Annotated in this window: 21 protein-coding genes; 15 read left to right on the top strand and 6 right to left on the bottom strand. The window is 74.4% G+C overall.

Features of this window, described 5'->3' with window-relative positions; genetic code table 11:
• Positions 1-28 precede the first annotated feature (28 nt).
• The 3 genes from QC029_RS25640 to QC029_RS25630 are packed head-to-tail and all read left to right on the top strand — an operon-like array spanning position 29 to position 1996.
• Positions 29-619, top strand: coding sequence for a GNAT family N-acetyltransferase (locus QC029_RS25640; RefSeq protein WP_279558182.1), 591 nt, complete (start codon positions 29-31; stop codon positions 617-619).
• Positions 612-1727: a tRNA (adenosine(37)-N6)-threonylcarbamoyltransferase complex transferase subunit TsaD gene (gene tsaD / locus QC029_RS25635; RefSeq protein WP_279558169.1), complete on the top strand. Its 1116-nt coding sequence runs from the start codon at positions 612-614 to the stop codon at positions 1725-1727. The genes QC029_RS25640 and tsaD overlap by 8 nt, the downstream gene beginning before the upstream one ends.
• Positions 1724-1996, top strand: coding sequence for a hypothetical protein (locus tag QC029_RS25630; protein WP_279558168.1), 273 nt, complete (start codon positions 1724-1726; stop codon positions 1994-1996). The genes tsaD and QC029_RS25630 overlap by 4 nt, the downstream gene beginning before the upstream one ends.
• A 12-nt stretch (positions 1997-2008) precedes the next feature.
• Here QC029_RS25630 and QC029_RS25625 read toward each other — a convergent pair whose 3' ends face one another.
• Positions 2009-3208: a methyltransferase domain-containing protein gene (locus QC029_RS25625; RefSeq protein ID WP_279558181.1), complete on the bottom strand. Its 1200-nt coding sequence runs from the start codon at positions 3206-3208 to the stop codon at positions 2009-2011.
• 73 nt (positions 3209-3281) lie between these two features.
• On the bottom strand, positions 3282-3653 hold the full coding sequence (locus QC029_RS25620; protein ID WP_279558167.1) for a Uma2 family endonuclease: 372 nt from the start codon (positions 3651-3653) through the stop codon (positions 3282-3284).
• Between the two features lie 387 nt (positions 3654-4040).
• Between QC029_RS25620 and groES the strand changes: the two genes are divergently transcribed.
• Positions 4041-4352 (top strand): co-chaperone GroES, encoded by a 312-nt coding sequence (groES, locus tag QC029_RS25615; RefSeq protein WP_093660681.1) that lies wholly within the window; start codon positions 4041-4043, stop codon positions 4350-4352.
• Positions 4353-4459: 107 nt separating this feature from the next.
• Positions 4460-6085, top strand: a complete 1626-nt coding sequence (gene groL / locus QC029_RS25610) for a chaperonin GroEL (RefSeq protein WP_279558166.1) — start codon at positions 4460-4462, stop codon at positions 6083-6085.
• 117 nt (positions 6086-6202) lie between these two features.
• On the opposite strand, the gene QC029_RS25605 is transcribed toward groL, so the two are convergent.
• Both QC029_RS25605 and QC029_RS25600 read right to left on the bottom strand, forming a co-directional pair.
• A complete protein-coding gene (locus tag QC029_RS25605) occupies positions 6203-6973 on the bottom strand; it encodes an SDR family oxidoreductase (RefSeq protein WP_279558165.1) in 771 nt (256 codons plus the stop codon).
• A gap of 45 nt (positions 6974-7018) precedes the next feature.
• Positions 7019-7711: an MOSC domain-containing protein gene (locus tag QC029_RS25600; RefSeq protein ID WP_279558164.1), complete on the bottom strand. Its 693-nt coding sequence runs from the start codon at positions 7709-7711 to the stop codon at positions 7019-7021.
• Between the two features lie 80 nt (positions 7712-7791).
• Between QC029_RS25600 and QC029_RS25595 the strand changes: the two genes are divergently transcribed.
• The gene (locus QC029_RS25595) at positions 7792-8712 is read left to right on the top strand and encodes a LysR family transcriptional regulator (RefSeq protein ID WP_279558163.1); all 921 of its coding nucleotides are present in this window, start codon (positions 7792-7794) and stop codon (positions 8710-8712) included.
• A gap of 77 nt (positions 8713-8789) precedes the next feature.
• Here QC029_RS25595 and QC029_RS25590 read toward each other — a convergent pair whose 3' ends face one another.
• Positions 8790-9095: a WhiB family transcriptional regulator gene (locus tag QC029_RS25590; RefSeq protein WP_279558162.1), complete on the bottom strand. Its 306-nt coding sequence runs from the start codon at positions 9093-9095 to the stop codon at positions 8790-8792.
• A 387-nt stretch (positions 9096-9482) separates the two neighbouring features.
• Between QC029_RS25590 and QC029_RS25585 the strand changes: the two genes are divergently transcribed.
• The 4 genes from QC029_RS25585 (at position 9483) to QC029_RS25570 (ending at position 13921) form a co-directional block, all read left to right on the top strand.
• Positions 9483-10094, top strand: a complete 612-nt coding sequence (locus QC029_RS25585; protein ID WP_003948568.1) for a response regulator transcription factor — start codon at positions 9483-9485, stop codon at positions 10092-10094.
• Between the two features lie 401 nt (positions 10095-10495).
• Entirely contained in the window at positions 10496-11092 is a 597-nt protein-coding gene (locus QC029_RS25580; protein ID WP_279558161.1) for a sigma-70 family RNA polymerase sigma factor, read from the top strand.
• A 134-nt stretch (positions 11093-11226) separates the two neighbouring features.
• A complete protein-coding gene (guaB, locus tag QC029_RS25575) occupies positions 11227-12738 on the top strand; it encodes an IMP dehydrogenase (RefSeq protein WP_279558160.1) in 1512 nt (503 codons plus the stop codon).
• Positions 12739-12811: 73 nt separating this feature from the next.
• The gene (locus QC029_RS25570; RefSeq protein ID WP_279558159.1) at positions 12812-13921 is read left to right on the top strand and encodes a GuaB3 family IMP dehydrogenase-related protein; all 1110 of its coding nucleotides are present in this window, start codon (positions 12812-12814) and stop codon (positions 13919-13921) included.
• A gap of 111 nt (positions 13922-14032) precedes the next feature.
• On the opposite strand, the gene QC029_RS25565 is transcribed toward QC029_RS25570, so the two are convergent.
• Entirely contained in the window at positions 14033-15295 is a 1263-nt protein-coding gene (locus tag QC029_RS25565; protein ID WP_279558158.1) for a nucleotide sugar dehydrogenase, read from the bottom strand.
• A 202-nt stretch (positions 15296-15497) separates the two neighbouring features.
• On the opposite strand from QC029_RS25565, the gene QC029_RS25560 reads away from it, so the two are divergent.
• The 5 genes from QC029_RS25560 to QC029_RS25540 all read left to right on the top strand — a co-directional run bounded on the left by QC029_RS25560 (position 15498) and on the right by QC029_RS25540 (position 25785).
• Positions 15498-17213 (top strand): glycerol-3-phosphate dehydrogenase/oxidase, encoded by a 1716-nt coding sequence (locus QC029_RS25560; RefSeq protein ID WP_279558157.1) that lies wholly within the window; start codon positions 15498-15500, stop codon positions 17211-17213.
• 167 nt (positions 17214-17380) lie between these two features.
• Positions 17381-19360: a serine/threonine-protein kinase gene (locus tag QC029_RS25555; RefSeq protein ID WP_279558156.1), complete on the top strand. Its 1980-nt coding sequence runs from the start codon at positions 17381-17383 to the stop codon at positions 19358-19360.
• 142 nt (positions 19361-19502) lie between these two features.
• Entirely contained in the window at positions 19503-21953 is a 2451-nt protein-coding gene (locus QC029_RS25550; RefSeq protein WP_279558155.1) for a protein kinase, read from the top strand.
• Positions 21954-22148: 195 nt separating this feature from the next.
• Complete coding sequence (locus QC029_RS25545; protein WP_279558154.1) at positions 22149-23849, top strand: succinic semialdehyde dehydrogenase; 1701 nt, start codon at positions 22149-22151, stop codon at positions 23847-23849.
• A gap of 73 nt (positions 23850-23922) precedes the next feature.
• Positions 23923-25785, top strand: coding sequence for a GMC family oxidoreductase (locus QC029_RS25540; protein WP_279558153.1), 1863 nt, complete (start codon positions 23923-23925; stop codon positions 25783-25785).
• Positions 25786-25828: the final 43 nt, after the last annotated feature.

Here is a 25828-nt window from a genome sequence, read left to right as displayed (position 1 = left end):
GACCGCCGAGCAGGTCACCCTGCGCGAGATGCGCTGGTGGGACATCGAGCCGGTGCTGGACCTGGAACGGGAGCTGTTCCCGCACGACGCCTGGTCGCCCGCCCTGTTCTGGTCCGAACTCGCCCGCGCGCGCGGCCCGCACGCCACCCGCCGCTACCTCGTCGCCGAGACCGGCGGCGGCGGTGATGGCGGTGGCGGTGATGACGGTGATGGCGGTGGCGGCGGACGGATCGTCGGCTACGGCGGGCTCGCCGCCGCCGGCGGCACCGGGGACGTCCAGACCATCGCCGCCGCCCGCGACCACTGGGGCACCGGGCTGGGCGCCCGGCTGCTCACCGCGCTCCTCACCGCCGCCACGGACTTCGAGTGCCACGAGGTCCTGCTGGAGGTCCGGGTGGACAACGTCCGCGCCCAGCGCCTCTACGGACGCTTCGGCTTCGAGGCCGTCGGCCTGCGCCGCGGCTACTACCAGCCCGGCGACGTGGACGCCCTCGTGATGCGCCGCCCGGCCGACCCGGCGCCCCCGGACGCCCCGGCGGACCCCGCGACGGACGCGGCGGACGCGACGGACGCAACGGATCCAGCCCCGCGACACCAAGGAACGACGACCCATGGCTGACGAACCCCTGGTCCTCGGCATCGAGACCTCCTGCGACGAGACCGGCGTGGGCATCGTGCGCGGGCACACGCTGCTCGCCGACGCGGTGGCCTCCAGCGTGGACGAGCACGCCCGGTACGGGGGCGTGGTGCCCGAGGTGGCCAGCCGCGCCCACCTGGAGGCGATGGTCCCCACCATCGAACGCGCCCTGAAGGACGCCGGCGTCTCCGCGAGCGACCTCGACGGCATCGCCGTCACCGCCGGTCCCGGCCTGGCCGGCGCGCTGCTGGTGGGCGTGTCGGCGGCCAAGGCGTACGCGTACGCGCTCGGCAAGCCGCTGTACGGCGTCAACCACCTCGCCTCGCACATCTGCGTCGACCAGCTCGAACACGGCGCGCTGCCCGAGCCGACCATGGCCCTGCTGGTCTCCGGCGGCCACTCCTCGCTGCTGCTGTCGGCCGACATCACCTCCGACGTGCGCCCGCTGGGCGCCACCATCGACGACGCGGCGGGCGAGGCGTTCGACAAGGTCGCCCGCGTGCTGAACCTGGGCTTCCCCGGCGGGCCCGTCATCGACCGCTACGCCCGCGAGGGCGACGCGGACGCCATCGCCTTCCCGCGCGGTCTGACGGGCCCGCGCGACGCGCCGTACGACTTCTCCTTCTCCGGTCTGAAGACCGCCGTCGCCCGCTGGATCGAGGCGAGGCGGAGCGCCGGCGAGGAGGTGCCGGTCGCCGACGTCGCCGCGTCCTTCCAGGAGGCGGTCGTCGACGTGCTGACCCGCAAGGCGGTCCGCGCCTGCCGGGACGAGGGCGTGGACCACCTGATGATCGGCGGCGGCGTCGCGGCCAACTCGCGGCTGCGCGCGATGGCCGAGGCGCGCTGCGAGGCGGCCGGGATCACCCTGCGGGTGCCGCGCCCCAAGCTGTGCACCGACAACGGCGCGATGGTCGCGGCCCTGGGCGCGGAGATGGTCGCCCGCGGCCGGGCCCCCTCCGACTGGGACCTGTCGGCCGACTCCTCCCTGCCGGTCACCGAGCCGCACGTGCCGGGCACGTCCCACGGCCACGCGCACGGCGGGGGCCACGGCCACGTCCACGAGCTGAGCGCGGGGAACCTCTCCTCATGACCGTCGCCCTGATGTGGGAGGCCCGCGCGGCGGACGGCCGCGGCCCGGAACTGCTGGAGTGGGCCCGCGCCCAGGTCCTCGACCCGGCCCCGCCGCGCCGCGAGACGTTCACCGCGCCCGCGGACCGCGTCCTGGTCATCACCTGGTGGGACGCCCCGTACGACGCGGAGCTCCCCGAACTGCCCTCGCCCCCGCCGGAGTTGCTCCACCGCCCGGTCCACCGCTGGCGCTTCGAGGGCGTGGACGCGGGCGCGGACGCGCGGGGGTGAGGGGGACGGGGGTCAGCGGACCGGGTGCCCCAGGAGCATCGCCGGGGCGCCCGCGACGCGGGTGAGGAAGACCGTGGCCGCGTTGGGGCCGGAGGGCTTCACCCTGCGCCGCAGTTCCTCCGGTTCGACCGCCGAGCCACGCTTCTTGACGGTGAGCGTGCCGACGCCGCGCTCGCGCAGCAGCGCCTTCAGCCGCTTGACGTTGAAGGGGAGCGTGTCGGTGATCTCGTACGCGCTCGCGTACGGCGTCGGGTGCGGCGCGTCGGCCGTGACGTAGGCGATCGTCGGGTCGATCAGGCGCCCGCCGACCTCCTCGGCCACCTCGGCGACCAGATGGGCGCGGACGACCGCGCCGTCGGGCTCGTACAGGTAGCGGCCGACCGGGCCGGCCGGCGGGTCGGGCAGTCCGGCGGATTCCAGGGTGCGGGGGCCGGGCAGCAGGGTGGCGCGCACCTTCGGCGCCTCGCGCGGGCCGGCGCCGAACCACAGCACCGCCTCCTTCACGTCCCCGCCGTCGGAGACCCACTCCGCCACCGCGTCCCCGGGCACCGCCTCGTGCGGGATGCCCGGGGCGACCTTCAGCGCGGCGTGCGGGGCGCGCCGGGCGGCCCCGACGGCCCAGGACAGCGGGGGCGAGTACGCCTCGGGGTCGAAGATCCGGCCGCGTCCGCCGCGCCGGGCCGGGTCGGCGAAGACGGCGTCGAAGCCGTCCGTGTCCACCTCGGTCACGTCCGCGCGGCGCACCTCGACGAGATCGGCCAGGCCCAGCGCCTCGGCGTTGGCGCGGGCGACGGCGCAGGTCAGCGGGTCGCGGTCGACGGCCAGCACCTCGATCCCGGCACGGGCGAGCGCGATGGCGTCGCCGCCGTTGCCGCAGCACAGGTCGGCCAGCCGCCGCACTCCGAGGGCGGCGAAGCGCCCGGCGCGGTACGCGGCCACGCCGGCGCGGGTGGCCTGCTCGACGCCGCCGGGCGTGAAGTACATCCGGGCCGCGTCCTCGGGCCCGAACTTCGCGACCGCCCGCTGCCGCAGCCGCGCCTGGGCGATGGCCGCCGAGACCAGACGGGCCGGGTGGCGGCGGCGCAGCCGGGTGGCGACGGCCAGCTCCCGCCCCGGGTCGTACTCCCGCAGCTCCTCCAGCAGGGCCTGCCCCTCGTCGGTCAGCAGGGCGCGGAAGGCGGCGACGGGATCGGGGGCGGTGTCGTCCGGGATGCCGTCCGGGATGCCGTCCGGGCTGCGGTCAGGGACGTCGTCCGGGCTGTCGTTCGGCGCGTGCACCGGCCCATCATCGCAGCGGCGGCCCCCGGCGGGTGAACAGCGTGGTGAGGCCGATCTCCACGGGGAAGGGCACGGGGACGACGAGCGTGTCGCGGTGGATGCCGGTGGCCACGTACGCGCCGGTGGTGTCGTCCGGCTCGTGGACGTGCGCGACCGGCGCCCGGTCCTCCTTCTCCACCCGCCAGAAGTGCCGGATCCCGGCCTCGGCGTACTTCAGCGGTTTGGCCTCCCGGTCCCGCACCGCCGACTCGTCCGGGACGATCTCGGCGACGAGCACGACCTCCTCGGGGAGGCAGGAGGTGCGCTCGTCCCCCGGCGGGGCGTCGACGACCAGGATGGCCGGCTCGGGGCGCCGGCGCTCGCCCGGCCGGACCGACATCCCGGCGGGAGCCCGCAGGTGGTGGGGGCCGCGAGCCCTATGGCGTCGGCCGGCCGCCGGGCGGCGGGTGGAACCGGTCGGGCAGGGGCTCGGCGGTCATCGGCGGTCATCGGCAGTCATCGGCAGTCGTCGGCGGCGCTCCTCACGGACGGGCACCTGCGACGCGGTACGGGGGTCGGCGCACCGGCGCACCGGCGCGCAACGCGCCGTGCGCTGGCACTCCGGTTGACTGAGTGCTAACGCCCGCATAGTCTCGGCATTGGCACTCTCCGTGGGTGAGTGCCAATCCAGCGACGGGCAGATCCGGCACCCGCGACGACGGATCTACCAGGTCGCCACCCCAGACATCCAAACCCCGCTGAGATCTCCGAAGGGGGAGGTCGGATCGTGACGACCGCCACTAGCTCCAAGGTTGCCATCAAGCCGCTCGAGGACCGCATCGTGGTCCAGCCGCTCGACGCCGAGCAGACCACGGCCTCCGGCCTGGTCATCCCGGACACCGCGAAGGAGAAGCCCCAGGAGGGCACCGTCCTCGCCGTCGGTCCGGGTCGCTTCGAGGACGGCAACCGTCTGCCGCTCGACGTCAAGGTCGGCGACATCGTGCTGTACAGCAAGTACGGCGGCACCGAGGTGAAGTACAACAACGAGGAGTACCTCGTCCTCTCGGCGCGCGACGTTCTCGCGATCATCGAGAAGTAAGTCACCGCGAAGACCGCCTGTGATCCGCGCCCTGGTACCCGCGTCCGAGACGTCCGGGGCCGGGGCGCGGTTCCTTTGACGAGGACCTTGAGAGGACCCAAGCAACCATGGCGAAGATCCTGAAGTTCGACGAGGACGCCCGTCGCGCCCTCGAGCGCGGCGTCAACAAGCTCGCCGACACCGTCAAGGTGACGATCGGCCCCAAGGGCCGCAACGTCGTCATCGACAAGAAGTTCGGCGCTCCGACCATCACCAACGACGGTGTCACCATCGCCCGCGAGGTCGAGGTCGAGGACCCGTACGAGAACCTGGGCGCCCAGCTCGTGAAGGAGGTGGCGACCAAGACCAACGACATCGCGGGTGACGGCACCACCACCGCCACCGTGCTGGCCCAGGCGCTGGTCCGCGAGGGCCTGCGCAACGTCGCCGCCGGCGCCTCCCCGGCCGCCCTCAAGAAGGGCATCGACGCCGCGGTCAAGGCCGTCTCCGACGACCTGCTGGCCACCGCCCGCCCGATCGACGAGAAGTCCGACATCGCCGCCGTGGCCGCGCTGTCCGCCCAGGACAAGCAGGTCGGCGAGCTGATCGCCGAGGCGATGGACAAGGTCGGCAAGGACGGCGTCATCACCGTCGAGGAGTCCAACACCTTCGGCCTGGAGCTGGACTTCACCGAGGGCATGGCCTTCGACAAGGGCTACCTGTCGCCGTACATGGTCACCGACCAGGAGCGCATGGAAGCGGTCCTGGAGGACCCGTACATCCTGATCCACCAGGGCAAGATCTCCGCGATCGCGGACCTGCTGCCCCTGCTGGAGAAGATCATCCAGTCCAACAGCTCCAAGCCGCTGCTGATCATCGCCGAGGACGTCGAGGGCGAGGCCCTCTCCACCCTCGTCGTGAACAAGATCCGCGGCACCTTCAACGCGGTGGCCGTCAAGGCCCCGGGCTTCGGCGACCGCCGCAAGGCGATGCTCGGCGACATGGCGACGCTGACCGGCGCCACCGTCATCGCCGAGGAGGTCGGCCTCAAGCTCGACCAGGCCGGTCTGGACGTGCTGGGCACCGCCCGCCGCGTGACCGTCACCAAGGACGACACAACCATCGTCGACGGCGGCGGCAAGGGCGAGGACGTGCAGGCCCGCGTCGCGCAGATCAAGGCCGAGATCGAGACCACCGACTCCGACTGGGACCGCGAGAAGCTCCAGGAGCGCCTCGCGAAGCTCGCCGGCGGCGTGTGCGTGATCCGCGTGGGCGCGGCCACCGAGGTCGAGCTCAAGGAGAAGAAGCACCGTCTGGAGGACGCCATCTCCGCGACCCGCGCCGCGGTCGAGGAGGGCATCGTCTCCGGTGGCGGTTCCGCGCTGGTCCACGCCGCCAAGGTGCTGGAGGACGGCCTCGGCAAGGAGGGCGACGAGGCCACCGGTGTCGCGGTCGTCCGCCGCGCCGTGGTCGAGCCGCTGCGCTGGATCGCCGAGAACGCCGGCCTGGAGGGCTACGTCATCACCTCCAAGGTCGCCGAGATGGAGAAGGGCCACGGCTTCAACGCCGCGACCGGCGAGTACGTCGACCTGGTGAAGGCCGGCGTCATCGACCCGGTCAAGGTCACCCGCTCCGCCCTGGAGAACGCCGCCTCCATCGCGTCGCTGCTGCTCACGACCGAGACCCTGGTCGTCGAGAAGCCCGCCGAGGAGGAGCCGGAGGCCGCCGGCCACGGTCACGGCCACGCCCACTGAGGCCCGGTCCCCCGTCGCACGACGAGGCCCGGTCCCCTGCGCGGCAGGGGGCCGGGCCTTCGCGCTGCCGCCGTCCCGGCGGCCGGTCGGCGGGCCGTAAGAGCGGCCGTACGTCCGTCACCTCGGGCTGAAGCGCCCGGTGGTGGAGGAGGCGCGCGAGACCAGACCGCGCGGCGCCAGCCGTGCCAGACCCAGCAGGGCCTTGTAGCGCGGGTCGGGGACGGACAGGGTCCTGCCCTTCGCCAGGTCGGCCATGGCCGCGTCCACCACCCGGTCCGCGTTCAGCCACATCCAGCCCGGCACGCTCTCCGCCGACATTCCCGCGCGCCGGTGGAACTCGGTCCGCACGAAGCCCGGGCACAGCGCCATCAGCCGCACGCCCGTCGGCCCCAGGTCCCGCGCCGCGCCCTGGGTGAACTGCACGACCCACGCCTTGGAGGCGCCGTAGGTGCCGCGCGGCACGAAGGCCGCCACCGAGGCCACGTTGACGACGCCGCCGCGCCCCCGCTCGCGCATGCTCTCCGCGGCGGCCGAGGTCAGCCGCAGCACGGCCTCGCAGTGCACCTTGAGCATGCGCAGCTCGTCCGCCATCGGCACCTCCAGATAGCGGCCCCTGTTGCCGAAGCCCGCGTTGTTGACCAGCAGGTCCACCGGGTGCCGGCGGTCGCCGAGCCGCTCCTCGACCGCCGCGATGCCCGCGTCGGTGGCCAGGTCGGCGGTGATTATGGACGCCTCGACGCCGTGCCGGTCGTGCAGTTCGGTGGCGTGCCGCCGCAGCCTCTCGGTGTCCCGGGCGACCAGCACCACGTCGTGCCCGTCGCGCGCCAGCCGCCGGGCGAAGGCGGCGCCGATCCCGGCCGTGGCTCCTGTGATCAGTGCAGTCGTCATACGGGAACGCTATCCGGCCGGGACCGGCGCCCCGCGCCGGGCGGGTCAGGAGGCGTACTTCGCGGCGTACCTCAGCGCCTCCCCCCGCGCGACGGCGGCCAGGGCGTCGCCGGCGGCCAGGACGCGGGGGAGCAGCGTCCGCTCGGTGGTCAGGGCGCGGAAGAGGAAGGAGACGGTCACCTCGTGGTCCGGCCGGTGCAGGACCTCGATCCGGTCCCCGGCGCGGATCTCGCCGGGCTCGACCACCCGCAGGTACGCCCCGGGCGCGGCGGCCCGGGTGAACGTCCTCATCCACCCCTCCCCCCGCTCCGCCGGGGAGATCCCCATCTCCTCCAGCCGGCCGGCGAACGTACGGCAGGGGGTGCGCGAGCAGGAGACCTCCAGTACCACGTCCGGCCCGACCCGCCAGCGCTCGCCGACCAGGGCGCCGTTGACGTCGGCGCCGGCGGTGGTGAGGTTCTCGCCGAAGGCCCCGTTCGGCAGCTCGTGGCCGAGGACCCGCTCCCAGCCGTCCAGGTCCTCCCGGGCGAAGGCGTACACCGCCTGGTCGCCGCCGCCGTGGAAGCGCCGGTCGCCGATGACGTCCCCGGCGAGCCCGCCGCCGCCCCCGCCGGGGACGGGGGCGGCCACGGGGACCGGGCCGTCGGCCGGGCGCTTGTCGATGCCGGTGACGCCGCCGGGGGCGTTGGTGTAGCCGGCGGAACGGGGACGGGCGAGGTTCACGGAGAGAAGCCGCATGCCGCGCAGACTAGAACGACACTCCCAAAGGCGCGAACGGAAAACGGGGCTTTCCATCAAGCCCTGCTTATGGTGGAGGGATGATCGAGGCCCGCCATCTCCGCGTGCTGCGCGCCGTGGCCCGTACCGGCTCCTTCTCGGCCGCCGCCCGCGAGCTGGGCTGCACGCAGCCCGCCGTCAGCCAGCAGATGAAGTCCCTGGAGCAGTACGCGGGCACCCCGCTGCTGGTGCGCGCCGGGCGCGGGACGCGGCTCACCGAGGCCGGCGAGGCGCTGGTCAGGCACGCGGCGGGGATCCTGGCGGGGCTGGCCGCCGCCGAGGAGGAGGTGGCCGCCATCGCCGGGCTGCGCGCGGGGCGGGTCCGCCTGGTGTCCTTCCCCAGCGCCAGCTCCACGATCGTGCCCGCGGCCGTCGCCGCGATGCGCGCGGAGCACCCCGGGGCCCAGGTGTCGCTGGTCGAGGCGCAGCCGCCGCGCTCGGCGGAGATGCTCCGCGAGGGCGAGTGCGAGATCGCGCTCGCCTACCGCTACCCGGACGCCGCGGGCCCGGCGGAGAGCGACCCCGAGTGGGAGGACCTGGTGGTGCGGCCCCTGCTCACCGAACGGCTCGTGGGCCTGGTCCCGGAGGACCACCGCCTGGCGCGGGCCGCGGAGGCGGGGGAGGAGGTCAAGATCACGGAGCTGGCGGGCGAGCCCTGGATCGCGGGCTGCCCGCGCTGCCGCAGCCATCTGGTGGGGGTGTGCGAGAGCGCGGGCTTCACTCCGCGGATCGACTTCGCCACCGATGACTACCCGGCCGTGGTGGGACTGGTGGGAGCGGGCCTGGGCGTGGCCGTGCTGGCGGGGCTGGCGGTCGAGTCGGTGCGCCCCAGGGGGGTGCGGACCGTCGCCATCAGCCCCGAGGTGCGGCGCGAGGTGGCGGCGCTGACGCTGCCCGACCTCGCCCGCGTGCCGGCGGTCGCCGCCATGCTGGACCGGCTGTCGGACGCGGCCCGCCGCTGACGCGGGGCGCGCCCGCGCGCATCGCGGCGACGGCCGCGGACGCGCGGAACGACGCGCGGACGCCCGGAAGGGCCGCCCTACGCGCCGGGCACGCCGACCAGCCGCGTCCGGGCCCGGCCCATGAGCTCCTCGCGCTCGTCCTCGGTCAGTCCTCCCCAGACCCCGTACGGCTCACGCACGGTGAGCGCGTGGGCGGCGCACTCCGCCCGTACCGGGCAGCGCATGCACACCTCCTTGGCGGACGCCTCGCGCGCGCTGCGGGCCGCTCCACGCTCCCCCTCGGGGTGGAAGAACAGCGAGCTGTCGACTCCTCGACAGGCGGCCAGCAGCTGCCAGTCCCACAGATCGGCGTTGGGGCCCGGAAGGCGGGAGAAATCTGCCATGGCTTGTCCTCTCGAAGCGAACTGATGCTGGTGAACCAGTCGAGAACAGTCACGACCGTACATCCACGGTATGAGTAGATGTAAATATGTATCTTCGCGATTCACGGGACATACGCGAGTAATAAAAAGAAAACCCGCCAAACAGGGCAAATGACGACACGGCTGCTGATCTGCGCGGGATAGCCCCTCCGTGTCGACGCCATCACGTAGGGTGTTGAAAGCGGGCGCCGAAGACCGTAACTCTTTCGGGTGACCGTCGTTGAGTGTGCGGAGGCGGTTGACACAGACAAGTGCCGGACGGATGTCCGGGGCGGTCAACCGCACAGGTGACGATTCGTACCAGCCCTGGAGGCCTAAGGTGATGCGCATGAGCTGCGGAGGGCGATCATGACTTCCGTCCTCGTCTGCGACGACTCCCCGCTTGCCCGAGAGGCGCTGCGCCGCGCGGTCGCGACCGTGCCCGGCGTCGAACGTGTGACGACGGCGGCCAACGGCGAGGAAGTCCTTCGCCGCTGGGGCGCCGACCGCTCCGATCTCATCCTGATGGACGTGCGGATGCCCGGTCTGGGCGGTGTCGAGACCGTACGGCGCCTGCTGTCGGCCGACCCCGGCGCGCGCATCATCATGCTGACCGTGGCGGAGGACCTGGACGGCGTCGCGCTCGCCGTCGCCGCCGGCGCCCGCGGCTACCTGCACAAGGACGCCTCGCGCGCCGAGCTGCGGGCCACGGTCACCCAGGCGCTGGCCGACCCCACCTGGCGGCTGGCGCCGCGGCGGCTGCGCTCGGCCGAGATGGGCGCCGCGCCGACGCTCACCGCCCGTGAGATCCAGGTGCTGGAGGGCATGAGCCACGGCCGCTCCAACGCCGAGATCGGACGCGAGCTGTTCCTGTCCGAGGACACGGTGAAAACCCATGCGCGACGGCTGTTCAAGAAGCTCGGGGCCTCCGACCGGGCCCACGCCGTGGCGCTCGGCTTCCGCTGGGGACTCGTCCGCTAGCCCGCCCGCCGGTCCGTCCGCGGATCCCGCGGTGGATCCGATCGCGAGTCCGTCCGCCGGTCCGTCCGTCCCCCCGGGCCGCGGACGCCCGATGGCGCCGGAGCGGTGGAGCCGGAGGGCTCCCCGCCCCGCGGCCGGTCGTGCGCGCCGTGCGCGCGGTGCGCCCGGGGGAGGTCCCCGCCGGTCCCGGAACCCCGGGTGGCGGGGCCTCCGGGAGACGGTCCGGTGCCGTAATCTCCGGTGTGCCGCATCCTGGGTGTATGGAGTTCCTCGGGGACGTGACGGCCAGGCGTGAGGGGAGGGCGCGGGACGTGACAGCCAGTGCCCCTGCCCATAACGCTTCAGTGCACAACCACGGACGGGGTGCGGCGGAACGGCCGCACCGGGTGCACCATGGACCGATGCGTGACGACGAGACGCCACCCGCGGCCGACGGCCACGGTGAGATCGGTGCCCTCGTCCAGCGCGCGGTCGAGGGGGACGAACAGGCCACCCACGACCTCCTGGCCCGCGTCCACCCGCTCGCCCTGCGCTACTGCAGGACGCGGCTGACCCGGCTCCCCGGTGACGCCCGGCACTTCGTGGACGACCTGGCGCAGGAGGTCTGCCTGGCGGTGCTGTGCGCGCTGCCGCGCTACCGCGACACCGGCAAGCCCTTCGAGGCGTTCGTGGTCGCCATCGCCCAGCACAAGGTCGCCGACCTCCAGCGGGCCGCCATGCGCGGGCCCGGGAGCACGGCGGTGCCCTCCGACGAGATGCCCGAGCGGCCCGACGACTCGCTCGGCCCGGAGGAGCGGGCCCTGCTGAGCAGCGACGCGGAGTGGGCGAGGAAACTGCTGGCCAACCTCCCCGAGCACCAGCGCGAGCTGGTGCTGCTGAGGGTCGCGGTCGGGCTCACCGCCGAGGAGACCGGGCAGATGCTCGGAATGTCCCCGGGGGCCGTACGCGTTGCCCAGCATCGAGCCCTGTCGCGACTGCGCGCCCTCGCGGAGCAGTGATCCGGGGCCGTTCACAGTGATCCGGCGGGCCGTCCGGCGGTGGTCCCGCCGACGGCACGAGGCCCCCTCCGGGCCCGTTAGCATGGACGTCCGCGCCGGGCAAGAGTATTGGGGAAGGTGCCATGGAAGGCGTCATGACGGACAACGTCGGCAGTGCGGACGGGGTACCCGCGAAGTTCGCGGCGCTCGGGCTGACCTACGACGACGTGCTGCTGCTGCCGGGCGAGTCGGACATGGCCCCGCAGGACATCGACACCTCCTCGTACGTCTCGCGCAACGTGAAGGTGAACATCCCGCTGATCTCGGCGGCGATGGACAAGGTCACCGAGGCCCGCATGGCGATCGCCATGGCCCGGCAGGGCGGCGTCGGCGTGCTGCACCGCAACCTGTCGATCGAGGACCAGGCCAACCAGGTCGACCGGGTCAAACGGTCGGAGTCGGGCATGGTCACCGACCCGATCACCATCCGCCCCGACGCCACGCTGCGCGAGGCGGACGAGCTGTGCGGCCGCTTCCGGATCAGCGGCGTGCCGGTCACCGACACGTCGGGCAGGCTGCTGGGCATCGTCACCAACCGCGACATGGCCTTCGAGACGGACCGCAGCCGCGAGGTCCGCGAGGTCATGACGCCGATGCCGCTGGTCACCGGCAAGGTGGGCATCTCGCGGGCGGACGCGATGGAGCTGCTGCGCCGCCACAAGATCGAGAAGCTGCCGCTGGTCGACGACGGGGGCGTCCTCAAGGGCCTGATCACCGTCAAGGACTTCGTCAAGGCCGAGAAGTACCCCAACGCCGCCAAGGACGCCGAGGGCCGCCTCATCGTCGGCGCGGCGGTCGGCGTGGCCGGCGACGCCTTCGAGCGGGCCCAGGCCCTGATCGAGGCGGGCGCCGACTTCATCGTCGTGGACACCGCGCACGGTCACTCCAGGCTGGTCGGCGAGATGGTCGCCAAGATCAAGTCCAACTCCTCGGTCGACGTGATCGGCGGCAACGTCGCCACCCGCGACGGCGCCAGGGCGCTGATCGACTCCGGCGCCGACGGCGTCAAGGTCGGCGTCGGACCGGGCTCGATCTGCACCACCCGCGTGGTCGCCGGCATCGGCGTCCCGCAGGTCACCGCCATCTACGAGGCCGCGCTCGCCGCGCAGGAGGCCGGCGTCCCGGTCATCGGCGACGGCGGCCTGCAGTACAGCGGCGACATCGCCAAGGCCCTGGTCGCCGGCGCCGACACGGTGATGCTCGGCAGTCTGCTGGCGGGCTGCGAGGAGTCGCCGGGCGAGCTGCTGTTCATCAACGGCAAGCAGTTCAAGTCCTACCGCGGCATGGGCTCGCTGGGCGCGATGCAGTCGCGCGGGCAGGCCAGGTCGTACTCCAAGGACCGCTACTTCCAGGAGACGGTCGCCGCCGACGACAAGCTCGTCCCCGAGGGCGTCGAGGGCCAGGTCCCCTACCGCGGCCCGCTGGGCGCGGTGGTGCACCAGCTCGTCGGCGGCCTGCGGCAGTCGATGTTCTACGTCGGCGGCCGGACCGTCCCGGAGATGAAGGCCAAGGGCCGGTTCGTGCGCATCACCGCGGCCGGGCTCAAGGAGAGCCACCCGCACGACGTCCAGATGACGACCGAGGCGCCGAACTACTCCCGGCGCTGAGCGGCCCCGGTGCGCGCCCCCGGTGTCCCGCTCGGGGATACTGGGGGCGTAGACCGTAGGAAGGGCACAGGACGTGACTGAGATCGAGATCGGCCGCGGCAAGCGCGGGAGGCGGGCGTACGCCTTCGACGACATCGCCGTGGTGCCCAGCCGCCGCACGCGGGACCCGAAGGAGGTCTCGATCGCCTGGCAGATCGACGCCTACCGCTTCGAGCTGCCGTTCCTGGCCGCGCCGATGGACTCGGTCGTCTCACCGCGCACCGCGATCCGCATCGGTGAGCTGGGCGGCCTGGGGGTGCTCAACCTCGAGGGCCTGTGGACGCGTTACGAGGACCCCGAGCCGCTGCTCCACGAGATCGCCGAGCTGGACGAGGACGCGGCGACCCGCCGGCTCCAGGAGATCTACTCCGCCCCCGTCAAGGAGGAGCTGATCGGGCAGCGGATCAAGGAGGTCCGCGACTCCGGCGTGGTGACGGCCGCCGCGCTGTCGCCGCAGCGCACCGTGCAGTTCTCCAAGGCGGTCGTGGACGCGGGCGTGGACATCTTCGTCATCCGCGGCACCACCGTCTCCGCCGAGCACGTCTCCTCGGCGGCCGAGCCGCTCAACCTCAAGCAGTTCATCTACGAGCTCGACGTCCCCGTCATCGTGGGCGGCTGCGCCACGTACACCGCCGCGCTGCACCTGATGCGCACCGGCGCGGCGGGCGTGCTCGTCGGTTTCGGCGGCGGCGCCGCGCACACCACCCGCAACGTGCTGGGCATCCAGGTGCCGATGGCCACCGCCGTCGCCGACGTGGCGGCGGCCCGCCGCGACTACCTGGACGAGTCCGGCGGCCGGTACGTCCACGTCATCGCCGACGGCGGCGTGGGCTGGTCCGGCGACCTGCCCAAGGCCATCGCCTGCGGCGCGGACGCGGTGATGATGGGCTCCCCGCTGGCCCGCGCCGTCGACGCGCCCGGCCACGGGCACCACTGGGGCATGGAGGCCGTCCACGAGGACGTGCCGCGCGGCAGGCGCGTCAACCTCGGCACGGTCGGCACCACCGAGGAGATCCTGCTCGGCCCCTCGCACAGCCCCGACGGCTACATGAACTTCTTCGGCGCCCTGCGCCGGGCCATGGCCACCACGGGCTACTCGGAGCTCAAGGAGTTCCAGCGCGTGGAGGTCACGGTCAGCCGCTGACGGCGGGCGCGGGCGCGCGTACGCGTGACGTGAGGGGCCGGGCCCGGTGGACGATCCGTCCGCCGGGCCCGGCCCCTCACGGGCGCACCGGGTCCGGCGGGACGGGCGCCCTCACAGCCGGTGGGCCGCCCCCGTCGGGCTGGCGCCGCGGGTGTCCAGCAGGAGCTGCGCCTTGGCCGACAGGCTCTGCAGGTCGTAGACGCGGTGGTGCTGGAGCAGGAGGGTGAGGTCGGCCGCGGCGGCGGACTCGTAGAGGGAGTCGGCCCGCGGAACGGGGCGGCCCGCCACCCGCCACTGCGGTACGTGCGGGTCGTGGTAGCCGATCTGGGCCCCCAGTTCCATCAGCCGCAGGGCGATCTCGGGCGCCGGGGAGCCCTCCTGGTCGGCCAGGTCGGGCTTGTAGGTGACGCCCAGCAGCAGGACGCGGGCGCCGCGGGCCGACTTGCCGTGCTCGTTCAGCAGCGTCGCCGCGCGCTGGGCCACGTAGCGCGGCATCCGGGCGTTGGCCTCCTGGGCGACCTCGACCAGGCGCAGCGGGTAGCCCGGGGTGCGTCCGCCGCGGTCCAGGCAGGCGGGGTCGACGGGGGTGCCGTGGCCGCCGACGCCCGGTCCGGGCCGGAAGGCCTGGAAGCCGAACGGCTTGGTCTCCGCGCAGCGGATCACGTCCCACAGGTCCACGCCCAGGTCGTGGCAGAGCACGGCCATCTCGTTGGCCAGGGCGATGTTCACGTGCCGGAAGTTGGTCTCCAGCACGGCCGTCATCTCGGCCTCGCGCAGGCCGCGCGCCCGCACCACCTTCTCGGTCAGCCGCCCGTAGAAGGCGGCGGCGGCTTCGGTGCAGGCCGGGGTCAGCCCGCCGATGACCCGCGGGGTGTTGGCGTAGCCGTGGGAGCGGTTCCCGGGGTCGAGGCGGGAGGGGGCGCAGGCCAGGTGGAAGTCGTGCCCGGCCCGCAGCCCCGAGGCCTTCTCCAGCAGCGGGGCGACGTACTCCTCCGTGCCGCCGGGATGGACGGTGGACTCCACCACGACCGTGGTCCGCGGGCGCAGCCGCTCGCCGAGCGTGACCGCCGCCGCCCGCACCGCGCTCAGGTCCAGGGCCCGGTCCTCGCCCAGCGGGGTGGGGGCGCAGATCAGGGCGGTGCGGACCCGGCCCAGCACGGACGGGTCCGAGGTCGCGCGGAAGCCGGCCGAGACCATCCGGCGCACCTCGGCCGCCGACAGCCCGCCGCTCGCCGGGGGACGTCCCGCGCCTAGCTCGCGGACGGCGCGCTCGTCGGGGTCGTAGCCGATGGTGCCGATGCCGGCGGCCGTGGCGGCCTGAGCCGCGGGAAGGCCCAGATGACCCAGACCGAGGACGGCGAGATCTGCGGGCATGAGGCGACGTCCTTCCCCTGTCGACTGGCTCGTCGGGCTGGCTCATAGGGCGATGTCAGGTTAAGCGCATATATGACAGATATGGTGGATTGCGTGCGGAGCGGTGTCTCCTCGGGTCGAAGTCGTGGGTTCGGGGGACGAACGGGTAGGGGCCAGGGCAGGCAAGGACGGGTCATCCGACCGGGGCATCAGGGAGGCAGTGGTGAGGACAGCGGCACTGGGACCGGCCGAGCGGGCCGAGGCGCTCGCCCGCATGTCGGAGCACGAACTGGACGTACTGGTCGTCGGCGGCGGAGTGGTCGGCGCCGGCACCGCCCTGGACGCGGTGACCCGCGGGCTGACGACCGGGATCGTCGAGGCCCGCGACTGGGCCTCGGGCACCTCCAGCCGCTCCAGCAAGCTGATCCACGGCGGGCTGCGCTACCTGGAGATGCTGGACTTCGCGCTGGTGCGCGAGGCGCTCAAGGAGCGCGGGCTGCTGCTGCAGCGGATCGCCCCCCACCTGGTCAAGCCCGTCCCCTTCCTCTACCCGCTCCGGCACCGGGGCTGGGAGCGGCTGTACGCGGGCTCCGGCGTGGCGCTGTACGACGTGCTCGCCACGGCGTCCGGACGCGGTCGCGGGCTGCCCCACCACCGGCACCTGACGCGCCGCCAGGCCCTGCGGGTCGCGCCCGCCCTGCGCAAGGACGCGCTGGTGGGCGCCCTGCAGTACTACGACGCGCAGATGGACGACGCCCGCTACGTCGCCACCCTGGTGCGCACCGCCGCCGCCTACGGCGCCCACGCCGCCAACCGGGCGCGGGTCGTCGGCTTCCTGCGCGAGGGCGAACGCGTGGTCGGCGCCCGGGTGGAGGACCTGGAGCAGGGCGGCGTGTACGAGATCCGCGCCAGGCAGGTGGTCAACGCCACCGGGGTGTGGACCGACGACACCCAGCGGCTGACCGCCGAGCGCGGGCAGTTCCACGTCCGCGCCTCCAAGGGCATCCACCTGGTGGTGCCCAGGGACCGCATCCACTCCACCACCGGGCTGATCCTGCGCACCGAGAAGAGCGTGCTGTTCGTCATCCCCTGGGGGCGGCACTGGATCGTCGGCACCACCGACACCGACTGGGACCTGGACAAGGCCCACCCGGCGGCCTCCAGCGCCGACATCGACTACCTGCTCGACCACGTCAACTCCGTGCTGGCCGTGCCGCTCACCCGCGACGACGTGGAGGGCGTGTACGCCGGGCTGCGTCCGCTGCTGGCCGGGGAGTCGGAGGCCACCAGCATGCTGTCGCGCGAGCACACCGTCGCCCACCCGGTGCCGGGCCTGGTGGTCGTGGCGGGCGGCAAGTACACGACGTACCGGGTGATGGCCAAGGACGCGGTCGACGCGGCCGTCCACGGACTCGACCACCGCGTCGCCGAGTGCACCACCGAGGAGGTGCCGCTGGTCGGCGCCGAGGGCTACCACGCGATGTGGAACGCCCGCGCCCGCATCGCCGCCCGCACCGGACTGCACGTGGCGCGCGTGGAGCACCTGCTCAACCGGTACGGCTCGCTGACCGACGAGGTGCTGGAGCTGATCGCCGGCGACCCGAGCCTGGGCGAGCCGCTGCCGTGCGCGGACGACTACCTCAGGGCCGAGGTGGTGTACGCCTGCACCCACGAGGGCGCGCGCCACCTGGACGACGTCCTCACCCGCCGCACCCGCATCTCCATCGAGACCTTCGACCGCGGCACGCGCAGCGCCCGCGAGTGCGCCGAGCTGATGGCCCCGGTGCTCGGCTGGGACGCCGACCAGGTCGAACGGGAGGTCGCCCACTACGAGAAGCGGGTCGAGGCCGAGCGGGAGTCCCAGCGCCAGCCCGACGACCAGACCGCCGACGCCGCGCGCCTGGGCGCCCCGGACATCGTGCCGCTCCAGCCGCTGTGACGGCCCCTCACCGGTGGGCGGGGCGCGGGGTGCCGGGCGTGCCGGGGTGTCAGCCCCGGGCCCAGGCACCGCCGTTCCGGTTGTGTGCCCCCGGCCGCGTACACCGCGGTCCGCCCCGTGAGTGAGAATGGACCCACTGCTGGGGCGGGCTGAGTGTGAGGGGACGCATGAGCGACGTGGACGGCCGCGGCAAGAAGGCCGGGCGGCTGCTGGGCGGGCGCTACCGGCTGGGAGACGTGCTGGGCCGCGGCGGCATGGGCACCGTGTGGCGCGCCGAGGACGAGGTCCTGGGCCGTACCGTCGCGGTGAAGGAGCTGCGCTTCCCCTCCAGCGTCGACGAGGAGGAGAAGCGGCGGCTCGTCACGCGCACCCTGCGCGAGGCCAAGGCCATCGCCCGCATCCGCAGCAGCAGCGCCGTCACCGTCTACGACGTGGTCGACGAGGACGACCGCCCCTGGATCGTCATGGAACTGGTCGACGGCCGCTCCCTGGCCGACGTGCTGCGCGAGGACGGCCCGCTGGAGCCGCAGCGGGCGGCCGAGGTGGGCCTGGCGATCCTCGACGTGCTGCGGGCCGCGCACCGCGAGGGCATCCTGCACCGCGACGTGAAGCCGTCCAACGTCCTCATCGCCGACGAGGACGGCCGGGTCGTCCTCACCGACTTCGGCATCGCCCAGATCGAGGGCGACCCCTCCCTCACCTCCACCGGCATGCTGGTCGGCGCCCCCTCCTACATAGCGCCGGAGCGGGCGCGCGGCCAGCGCCCCGGCCCGCCGTCCGACCTGTGGTCGCTGGGCGGGCTGCTGTACGCGGCGGTGGAGGGCCACCCGCCGTACGACAAGGGGTCGGCGATCGCCACCCTGACCGCGGTGATGACCGAGCCGCTGGAGCCCCCGAAGCGCGCCGGGAAGCTGGAGGAGGTCATCCACGGCCTGCTGCGCAAGGACCCGGACGAGCGGCTGGACGAGCCGGGCGCGCGGAGGCTGCTGGAACGGGCCGCCCGCGAGCCGCAGGCCGCGCCCGCGCCGAAGGAGCCGGAGGGCACCCGTACGACCGTGCTCCCGATCGCCGGCGCCTTCGGCGCCGCCGGTGCCGCCGGTGGGAGGGGCGCCGGGGAGGCCGGAGGCGCGGCGGGCGCGGGCGGCACGGGCGCGACCGGCTCGCCCGGCGCGGGCGGCGAGCGGCTGCGCGAGACGCTGCGGTCCGTACGCGACGCCATGGCCGCCGCCGCGGCCAAGCGCGGCGGCGAGGGGACGGCGACGGCGGCCACGGCCTCCGCGGGCGGCCCCGGGGGCGCCGGGAGCGGGAGCGCGGCCACCACCGCGGTCCCGGCCCGTACGGCCCCCATGGCCCGCATGACGCGGCAGCCCGCCGTGGTCGCCGTGGTCGCCGTGGTCGTGCTGGCCGTGCTCGGCACGGCCCTGGCCGTCGCGTTCGCCGGCGACGACGAGGGCGGCGGGGAGCGGGCCCGGCCGGGGCAGTCCGCGGTCACCACCGCCGGGCAGGACGGCAGCGGGGACCCGCAGGACGGGAAGGACGGCGGCGGGGGCGACGGCCGGTCCGGGGAGCCGTCCGCAGACCCGTCCGCCCCCTCCGCCGAGCCGTCCGCCGAGCCCTCGGGCGGGGACGGCCGCCAGGAGGGAGGCGGCGAGGACGGGGGCGAGGACGGCCGGGGCGGCGGGAAGCTGCCCGAGGGCTACGAGACGGTCACCGACGAGCGGTTCCACTTCTCGGCCGCCATGCCCGAGGGGTACGAGCGCGTCGGCATAGCGGGACAGAACTCCGGCGGCAAGTACGCCCCGCGCGGCGGCGGCTACCCCAAGATCCAGGTGGACTTCAACGGCAGCCCCGGGGACAGCGCAGCGGGCGCCTGGCGCTCCCTGGAGCCCGCCGTGCGCGGCAGCAGCACCGGCTACTCCCTGATCAGCATCAAGCCCGTGGAGTGGCGCGGCTACCCGACCGTCGCGGACTGGACGTTCGAGCGCGTGGAGAGCGGGAAGCGGGTGCGCGTCCTCAACCGCGGCTTCCGGGTGGACGACAGCCACGGCTACGCCATCATGATCACCTGCGAGGCGGACGCGTGGGAGGACGAGGAGTGCCGCACGGTGCGGGAGACCGCCTTCCGGACGTTCCGACCCCTGGACTGACGGACCCAACCGGCCCGACGGGCGACGCGGGGCCGCTCCGGCACGTATCGTGATAGGCCGCAGACCCTGTGCATCCGCTGTACGGCTGGTGGGAACGGGTCTTGATGGACCGTAGGGCCGTGGGCATGTGGGGAGGCGCGCCGTGGACGAGTACTCGGGCCGGCTGCTGGCCGAGCGGTACCGCTTGCCGCGTCCGCCGTCCGACGAGTACGAGCTGGTGGAGTCCCGCGCGTACGACACGGCCAGCGGGCAGGAGGTGGTGGTCCGCCAGGTCCCGCTGCCCGAGGTCGTCGAGGCGGACTTCGGCGACGGCCCGGCCGGCGGCGGTGGCGGATACGGGCGCGCGTACACCGGGCGGGCCACGCGGCGCCCGGCCGACCCCGCCGTGCGGCGCGCGGTGGAGGCGGCGCTGGCCGCCTCCCGGATACCCGACCACCCGCGGCTGGACCAGGTCTTCGACGTCTTCGTCGAGGACGACGGGCTGTGGATCGTCAGCGAACTGGTCGCGGCCCGACCGCTGGCCGCCGTGCTCGCCGAGCGGCCGCTGAGCCCCCACCGCGCCGCCGAGATGGCCGCCGACGTCCTCACCGCCCTGCGCGCGGTCCACGCGCAGGGCTGGGTGCACCGCAACATCACCACCCGCACCGTCCTCGTCTGCGACGACGGCCGCGCCCTGCTCACCGGGCTGGCCGCCGGCGCCGCGGAGGAGGCCCTGTGCGGGTACGACCCCCTTCCGGCGCCGCCGAGCGTGCTGCCGCGCGGCCATGTGATCGACGGGACCGACGGGACCGGCGGGACCGATGAGGTGGACGGGACCGACGGGGGCGGCCCGGAACTGCCGCCCGGCTACCGGAGGGAGGACCGGCACCCGGCGGCCCCGGGCGGCGTGCCGCGGCAGCTCTCCGGCCCCGGCGCCGACGACGGCCCGGAGGAGGGGGAGTACGGGGAGCCCGGCCCGTACGCGCCCCACGACCCGGGAGGGCGCCCGGAGGGGAGCGGCGCCCCCGGCGGCCCGGCCGCCGAGCGCGCCGCCCGCAGCGGCGCCATCGCCGCGTACCGCGCCGGGACCCGGGCCGCCGCCGCGCGGGTCGAGGTCGAGGCGCGCAGGAGCGAGGAGCGGTGGCAGGCCGAGAACCTCCGGCCGGTCGCCCCCGACGCCGCGCCCCCGTACGGCGGGGAGGCGTACGGCGGTGACACGTACGACGGTGAGGCGTACGGCGGTGACACGTACGGCGGTGAGGCGGGTCCGCCCGCGCAGCGCTGGGGCGAGGAGGGCGGCGACGACCGCTACCGCGGCCCGGCCACCGCCCTCGCCGCCGAACGCGCCCGCCAGGCCCGGATGACGGTCGTCGGCGCCGTCACCGAACGCTGGGCGCCCGAGCAGGCCGGGCCCGTGTACGAGAACTGGCGGCTGGCCCCGCCGGTCGGCCCGGCGGCCGACCTGTGGGCGCTGGGCGCGCTGCTGTTCCGCGCCGTGCAGGGGCACGCCCCCTACCCCGAGGAGTCCGTGGCCGAGCTGGTGCAGATGGTGTGCGCCGAGCCGCCCGCGTTCGCCGAGGAGTGCGGTGCGCTGCGCCCCGTCGTGGAGTCGCTGCTGCGTCAGGACCCCACCGAACGGCCGGACTTCGAGGAACTGGGCGGCTGGCTCCGCTCCCTGATCCGCTCCGCGCCCGAGCCGGAGGTCGGGCTGCACACGGTCACCGCGCCGCTCTCGCTGGAGGCCGGCCGGCCCGCCGACCCGAAGCGGCTGCCGATCGTACGGCGCCGGGGCGAACTGGTGCGCAGGAAGCGGGCGGAGCGGTCGCCGGTGGCCACCCACGCCCGGCACCGGCGCGCCCGCGGGCAGCGGTCCCCGCGCCGGCTGGGACTGGTGCTGGTCGGGCTGATCCTGCTGCTGCTGACCGGGACGCTGTTGTACGCCGCCCTGTACATGCCGAAGGGTGACACCGGCTCCTCCGGCGACACCGCCAACCAGCGCCCCGGCCGGGTGGGCACCCAGCCCGAGCAGCCGCAGGAGACGGCCCCGCCGTCCGGGGAGTCCGGCGGACCCGCGGGGTCCGGGGAGTCCGGCGGATCCGCGGGATCGGGGGAGTCGGCGCCGCCCGGCACCGAGCAGCCGCAGGCCGGCGAACCGGTGGAGGGCCTCGACGGCTACGTCCTGCACAAGGACCCGGCCGGGTTCCGGATCGCCGTCCCCGAGGCCGCGCGGCGGGAGGCGCCGGGCGGCGACGGGCAGACGGTCTTCACGCGCGGCGACCTCCGGATCGTCGTCGTGCCCGGCCGGGACACCACCGAGGAGTACGGCACCGACGCGATGGCCTACCTCACCGGCGAGCAGCGGGAGCTGGACGCGTACCGCGCCGCCGACTGGGCGACCAGCTCCGGGCTGCGGCGGATAGAGGTGGGCCGGACGGTCATGGCCGAGGGCCGGTTCAGCTGGCGCGACGGCCGGGGCGGCACGTACCTGCGCGACCGGGCGATCATCATCGACGGCCGCTACCACACGGTGCTGGTCAGCGGGCCGGAGAGCCGGAAGGGCGACATCGACGGCCTCTTCGAGACGATCGCGGACACCTACCGCTTCACCGGCTGATCCCCTCCGGCCGATCCCCTCCGGCCGCACTCCGGCCCCCGGGGCTCCACGGGGGCCGGGCCGCGGTCGCCGGCCGTCCGGCCGCACTCCGGTCCGCACGCTCGCACGTTTCGCGCCAGTGTTCACTGGCAGATTCCGTGAAAAGTGGTTACCGACGGGTACCCAGCCGGTTTCCCACGGCCTACCCTCCCGGTTATGACGGATTCGCCAGGTACCGCCGCCACCGGGGCGGCGCAGACGACGGGCACCGGCCCCGACGTCCCCGCAGCCCCCGCCGACGCCCGCACCGCCGGCCCCACGGCCCCCGCGACGGCCGGCAACCCGGTCGCCGCCGCCCCCGCCGACGCCCGCACCGCCGCGGATGTGGTGACCGACGAGCTGGTCGCCCGGCTGACCCGCGGTGTGGCGGGCAGCGGCCGGACCGCCTGCCACACCCCGTTCACCGGGGAGAAGCTGGCGGATCTGCCCGAGTCCACCCCCGAGGACGTCACCGAGGCGTACGCACGGGCCCGTGCGGCGCAGCGGGCGTGGGCGGCGCGGCCGGTGCGCGAGCGCGCGGCCGTCCTGCTGCGCTTCCACGACCTGCTGCTGAGCCGGCAGTCGGAGGTGCTGGACCTGGTCCAGCTGGAGACCGGCAAGGCGCGGCTGCACGCCCACGAGGAGGTGCAGGCGGTCGCCGTCGCCGCCCGGCACTACGGGCGCAGGGCCCCGGCGTACCTGCGTCCCCGGCGTCACACCGGGGCCATCCCGGTGCTCACGCAGGTGCGGGAACTGCGCCACCCCAAGGGGGTGGTCGGGCAGATCGCCCCCTGGAACTACCCGCTGGAGCTGTCGGTCGGCGACGCGCTGCCCGCCTTCGCCGCGGGCAACGCCGTCGTCATGAAACCCGACACGGAGACCGCGCTGACCGCCCTGTGGGCGCGCGACCTGCTGATCGAGGCCGGGCTGCCCGCCGACGTCTGGCAGGTCGTGATCGGTGAGGGACCGGTCGTCGGCCCGGCCGTCGTCGACCACGCCGACTACGTCTCCTTCACCGGCTCCACCCGCACCGGCCGCGAGGTCGCCCAGCGGGCGGCGTTCCACCTGGTGGGCGCCTCGCTGGAACTGGGCGGCAAGAACGCCATGCTGGTGCTGGAGGACGCCGACCCGGACAGGGCGGCCGAGGGCGCGGTGCGCGGCGCGTTCTCCTCGGCCGGCCAGCTGTGCATCTCCATCGAGCGGCTCTACGTCCACGCCTCGCTCGCCGACGACTTCGTCGAGCGGTTCGTGGCCCGGACCAGGGCGCTGCGCCTGGGCTCGGCGCTGGCGTACGGCGCCGACATGGGGTCGCTGGTCTCCGAGCGGCAGCTGGAGAACGTGGTGCGGCACGTGGAGGACGCCGTCGCCAAGGGCGCGAGGATCCTGGCGGGCGGCAGGCCGCGCCCCGACGTCGGCCCGCTGTTCCACGAACCCACCGTCCTGGAGGGCGTCACCGCCCCGATGGCCGTCTGCGGCGAGGAGACCTTCGGCCCCGTCGTCTCCGTCTACCGCTTCACCGACGAGGACGAGGCGGTCGCGCTGGCCAACGCCACGCCCTACGGCCTCAACGCCAGCGTCTGGACGAGGAACGCCCGGCGCGGGCGGGCGGTGGCCGCCCGGCTGCGCACCGGCACGGTCAACGTCAACGAGGGCTACGCCGCCGCCTACGGCAGCGTCCAGTCGCCGATGGGCGGCATGGGCGACTCCGGACTGGGCCGGCGCCACGGCTCCGAGGGCATCCTCAAGTACACCGAGGCGCAGACCGTCGCCACCCAGCGCGTCCTGCCCATGGCGCCGTCGTTCGGCATGGACGACGAGAGGTACGCGGCCTTCATGAGCGCCTCCCTGCGCGCGATGAAGGCGCTCCGCCTCCGCTGACGCCCCGCCCCCGCACCCCCTGCCCCCCTTCCGCCTCCTCTTCCAGAACCGAGCCGCACCACCGGAGGTCCCCGTGTCCCGACCGCAGGACGAAGCAGCACAGCAGCCGGCCGGCCCGCCGCGGCCGTCGTACGACTACGACGTGATCGTGGTCGGCTCCGGCTTCGGCGGCTCGGTCTCCGCGCTGCGGCTGACCGAGAAGGGCTACCGGGTGGGGGTGCTGGAGGCGGGCCGCCGCTTCACCCGCGAGTCGCTGCCGAAGAGCTCCTGGGACCTGAGGAACTACCTGTGGGCCCCGGCGCTGGGCCTGTACGGCATCCAGCGCATCCATCTGCTGAGGAACGTGATGATCCTGGCGGGCGCCGGGGTGGGCGGCGGCTCGCTGAACTACGCCAACACCCTCTACGTGCCGCCGCCCGCCTTCTTCACCGACCGCCAGTGGGGCCGCATCACCGACTGGCAGGAGGAGCTCAGGCCGTACTACGACCAGGCGAAGCGGATGCTGGGCGTGCGGCTGAACCCGACGGTGACGCCCTCGGACGTCCACCTGAGGGCCGCGGCCGAGAGGATGGGCGTGGGCGACACCTTCCACCTGGCGCCGGTGGGCGTCTTCTTCGGCGACGGGAAGGACGCCCGCGGCGAGGTGACGGCAGCTCCGGGCACGGAGGTGCCCGACCCGTACTTCGGCGGGGCGGGGCCGTCCCGGCGGGCGTGCACCGAGTGCGGCGAGTGCATGACGGGCTGCCGGCGCGGCGCCAAGAACGCCCTCACCGAGAACTACCTCCACCTCGCCGAGAAGGCGGGCGCGGTCGTCCACCCGATGACCACGGTGACGGAGGTGACCGAGGACCCCGCCGGCGGCTTCCGGGTCACCACCGTGCGCACCGGCAGGCGCCGGGGGAGGCGCACGGTGCTGCGCGCGGAGAAGGTGGTGGTCGCGGCCGGCACGTACGGCACCCAGACGCTGCTGCACCGGATGCGCGACACCGGTCTGCTGCCGCGGATCTCCCCGAGGCTGGGCGAGCTGACCCGCACCAACTCCGAGGCCCTGGTGGGCGCGATGACCTCCCCGCGCCGCTACCGCAGGAAGCACGGGCCCGACGCGGAACTGGACTTCACCCGGGGCGTGGCCATCACCTCCTCCATCCACCCGAACGACAACACCCACATCGAGCCGGTGCGCTACGGCAAGGGGTCCAACGCGATGGGCACCCTCTCCGTCCTCCAGGTCCCGTACGGCCGCGCGCCGAGGCTGCTGGCCTTCGTCGCGCAGTGCCTGCGCCACCCGGCGCAGGCCGTGCGGACGCTGTCCAACTACCGCTGGTCGGAGCGGACCATCATCGGCCTGGTGATGCAGTCCCTGGACAACTCCCTGACCACCTACCGCAAGCCCAGGGGCCCGGGGAAGGGCCTGCTGACCGCCAGGCAGGGCCACGGCGCGCCCAACCCCGACCACATCCCCGAGGGCGCCGAGGCCGCACGGCTCGTCGCCGAGGAGATCAACGGCTTCCCCGGCACCAACGTCGGCGAACTGATGGGCACCCCCCTGACCGCGCACTTCCTGGGCGGCTGCCCGATCGGGGCCTCGCCGCGGGAGGGCGTCATCGACCCCTACCACCGGCTCTACGGCCACCCCGGCATCTCGGTCGTGGACGGCTCGGCCGTCTCCGCCAACCTCGGGGTGAACCCGTCGCTGACCATCACCGCCCAGGCCGAGCGCGCGATGTCGCTGTGGCCCAACAAGGGCGAGGCCGACCCCCGCCCCGCGCAGGGCGCCGACTACGTCCGCGTGCCCGCCGTACCGCCGCGCCGCCCGGTGGTGCCCGAGGACGCGTTCGCCGCGCTGAAGCTGCCGGTGCTGCCCGTGCCGGCCGTACCGCCGAGGAGGAGGCCGGAGGCGGCTGAGACGGCTGGAGCGGAGACGGCGGAGGCCTGAACGGAAAGGTGGGAGGGGTGGAGCGGCCCGGCCGCTCCACCCC

The sequence above is a fragment of the Streptomyces sp. DH37 genome (assembly GCF_029813835.1).
In the GTDB taxonomy this organism is placed as follows: Bacteria; Actinomycetota; Actinomycetes; order Streptomycetales; family Streptomycetaceae; genus Streptomyces.
This window is presented reverse-complemented; position numbering and strand designations above follow the sequence as displayed.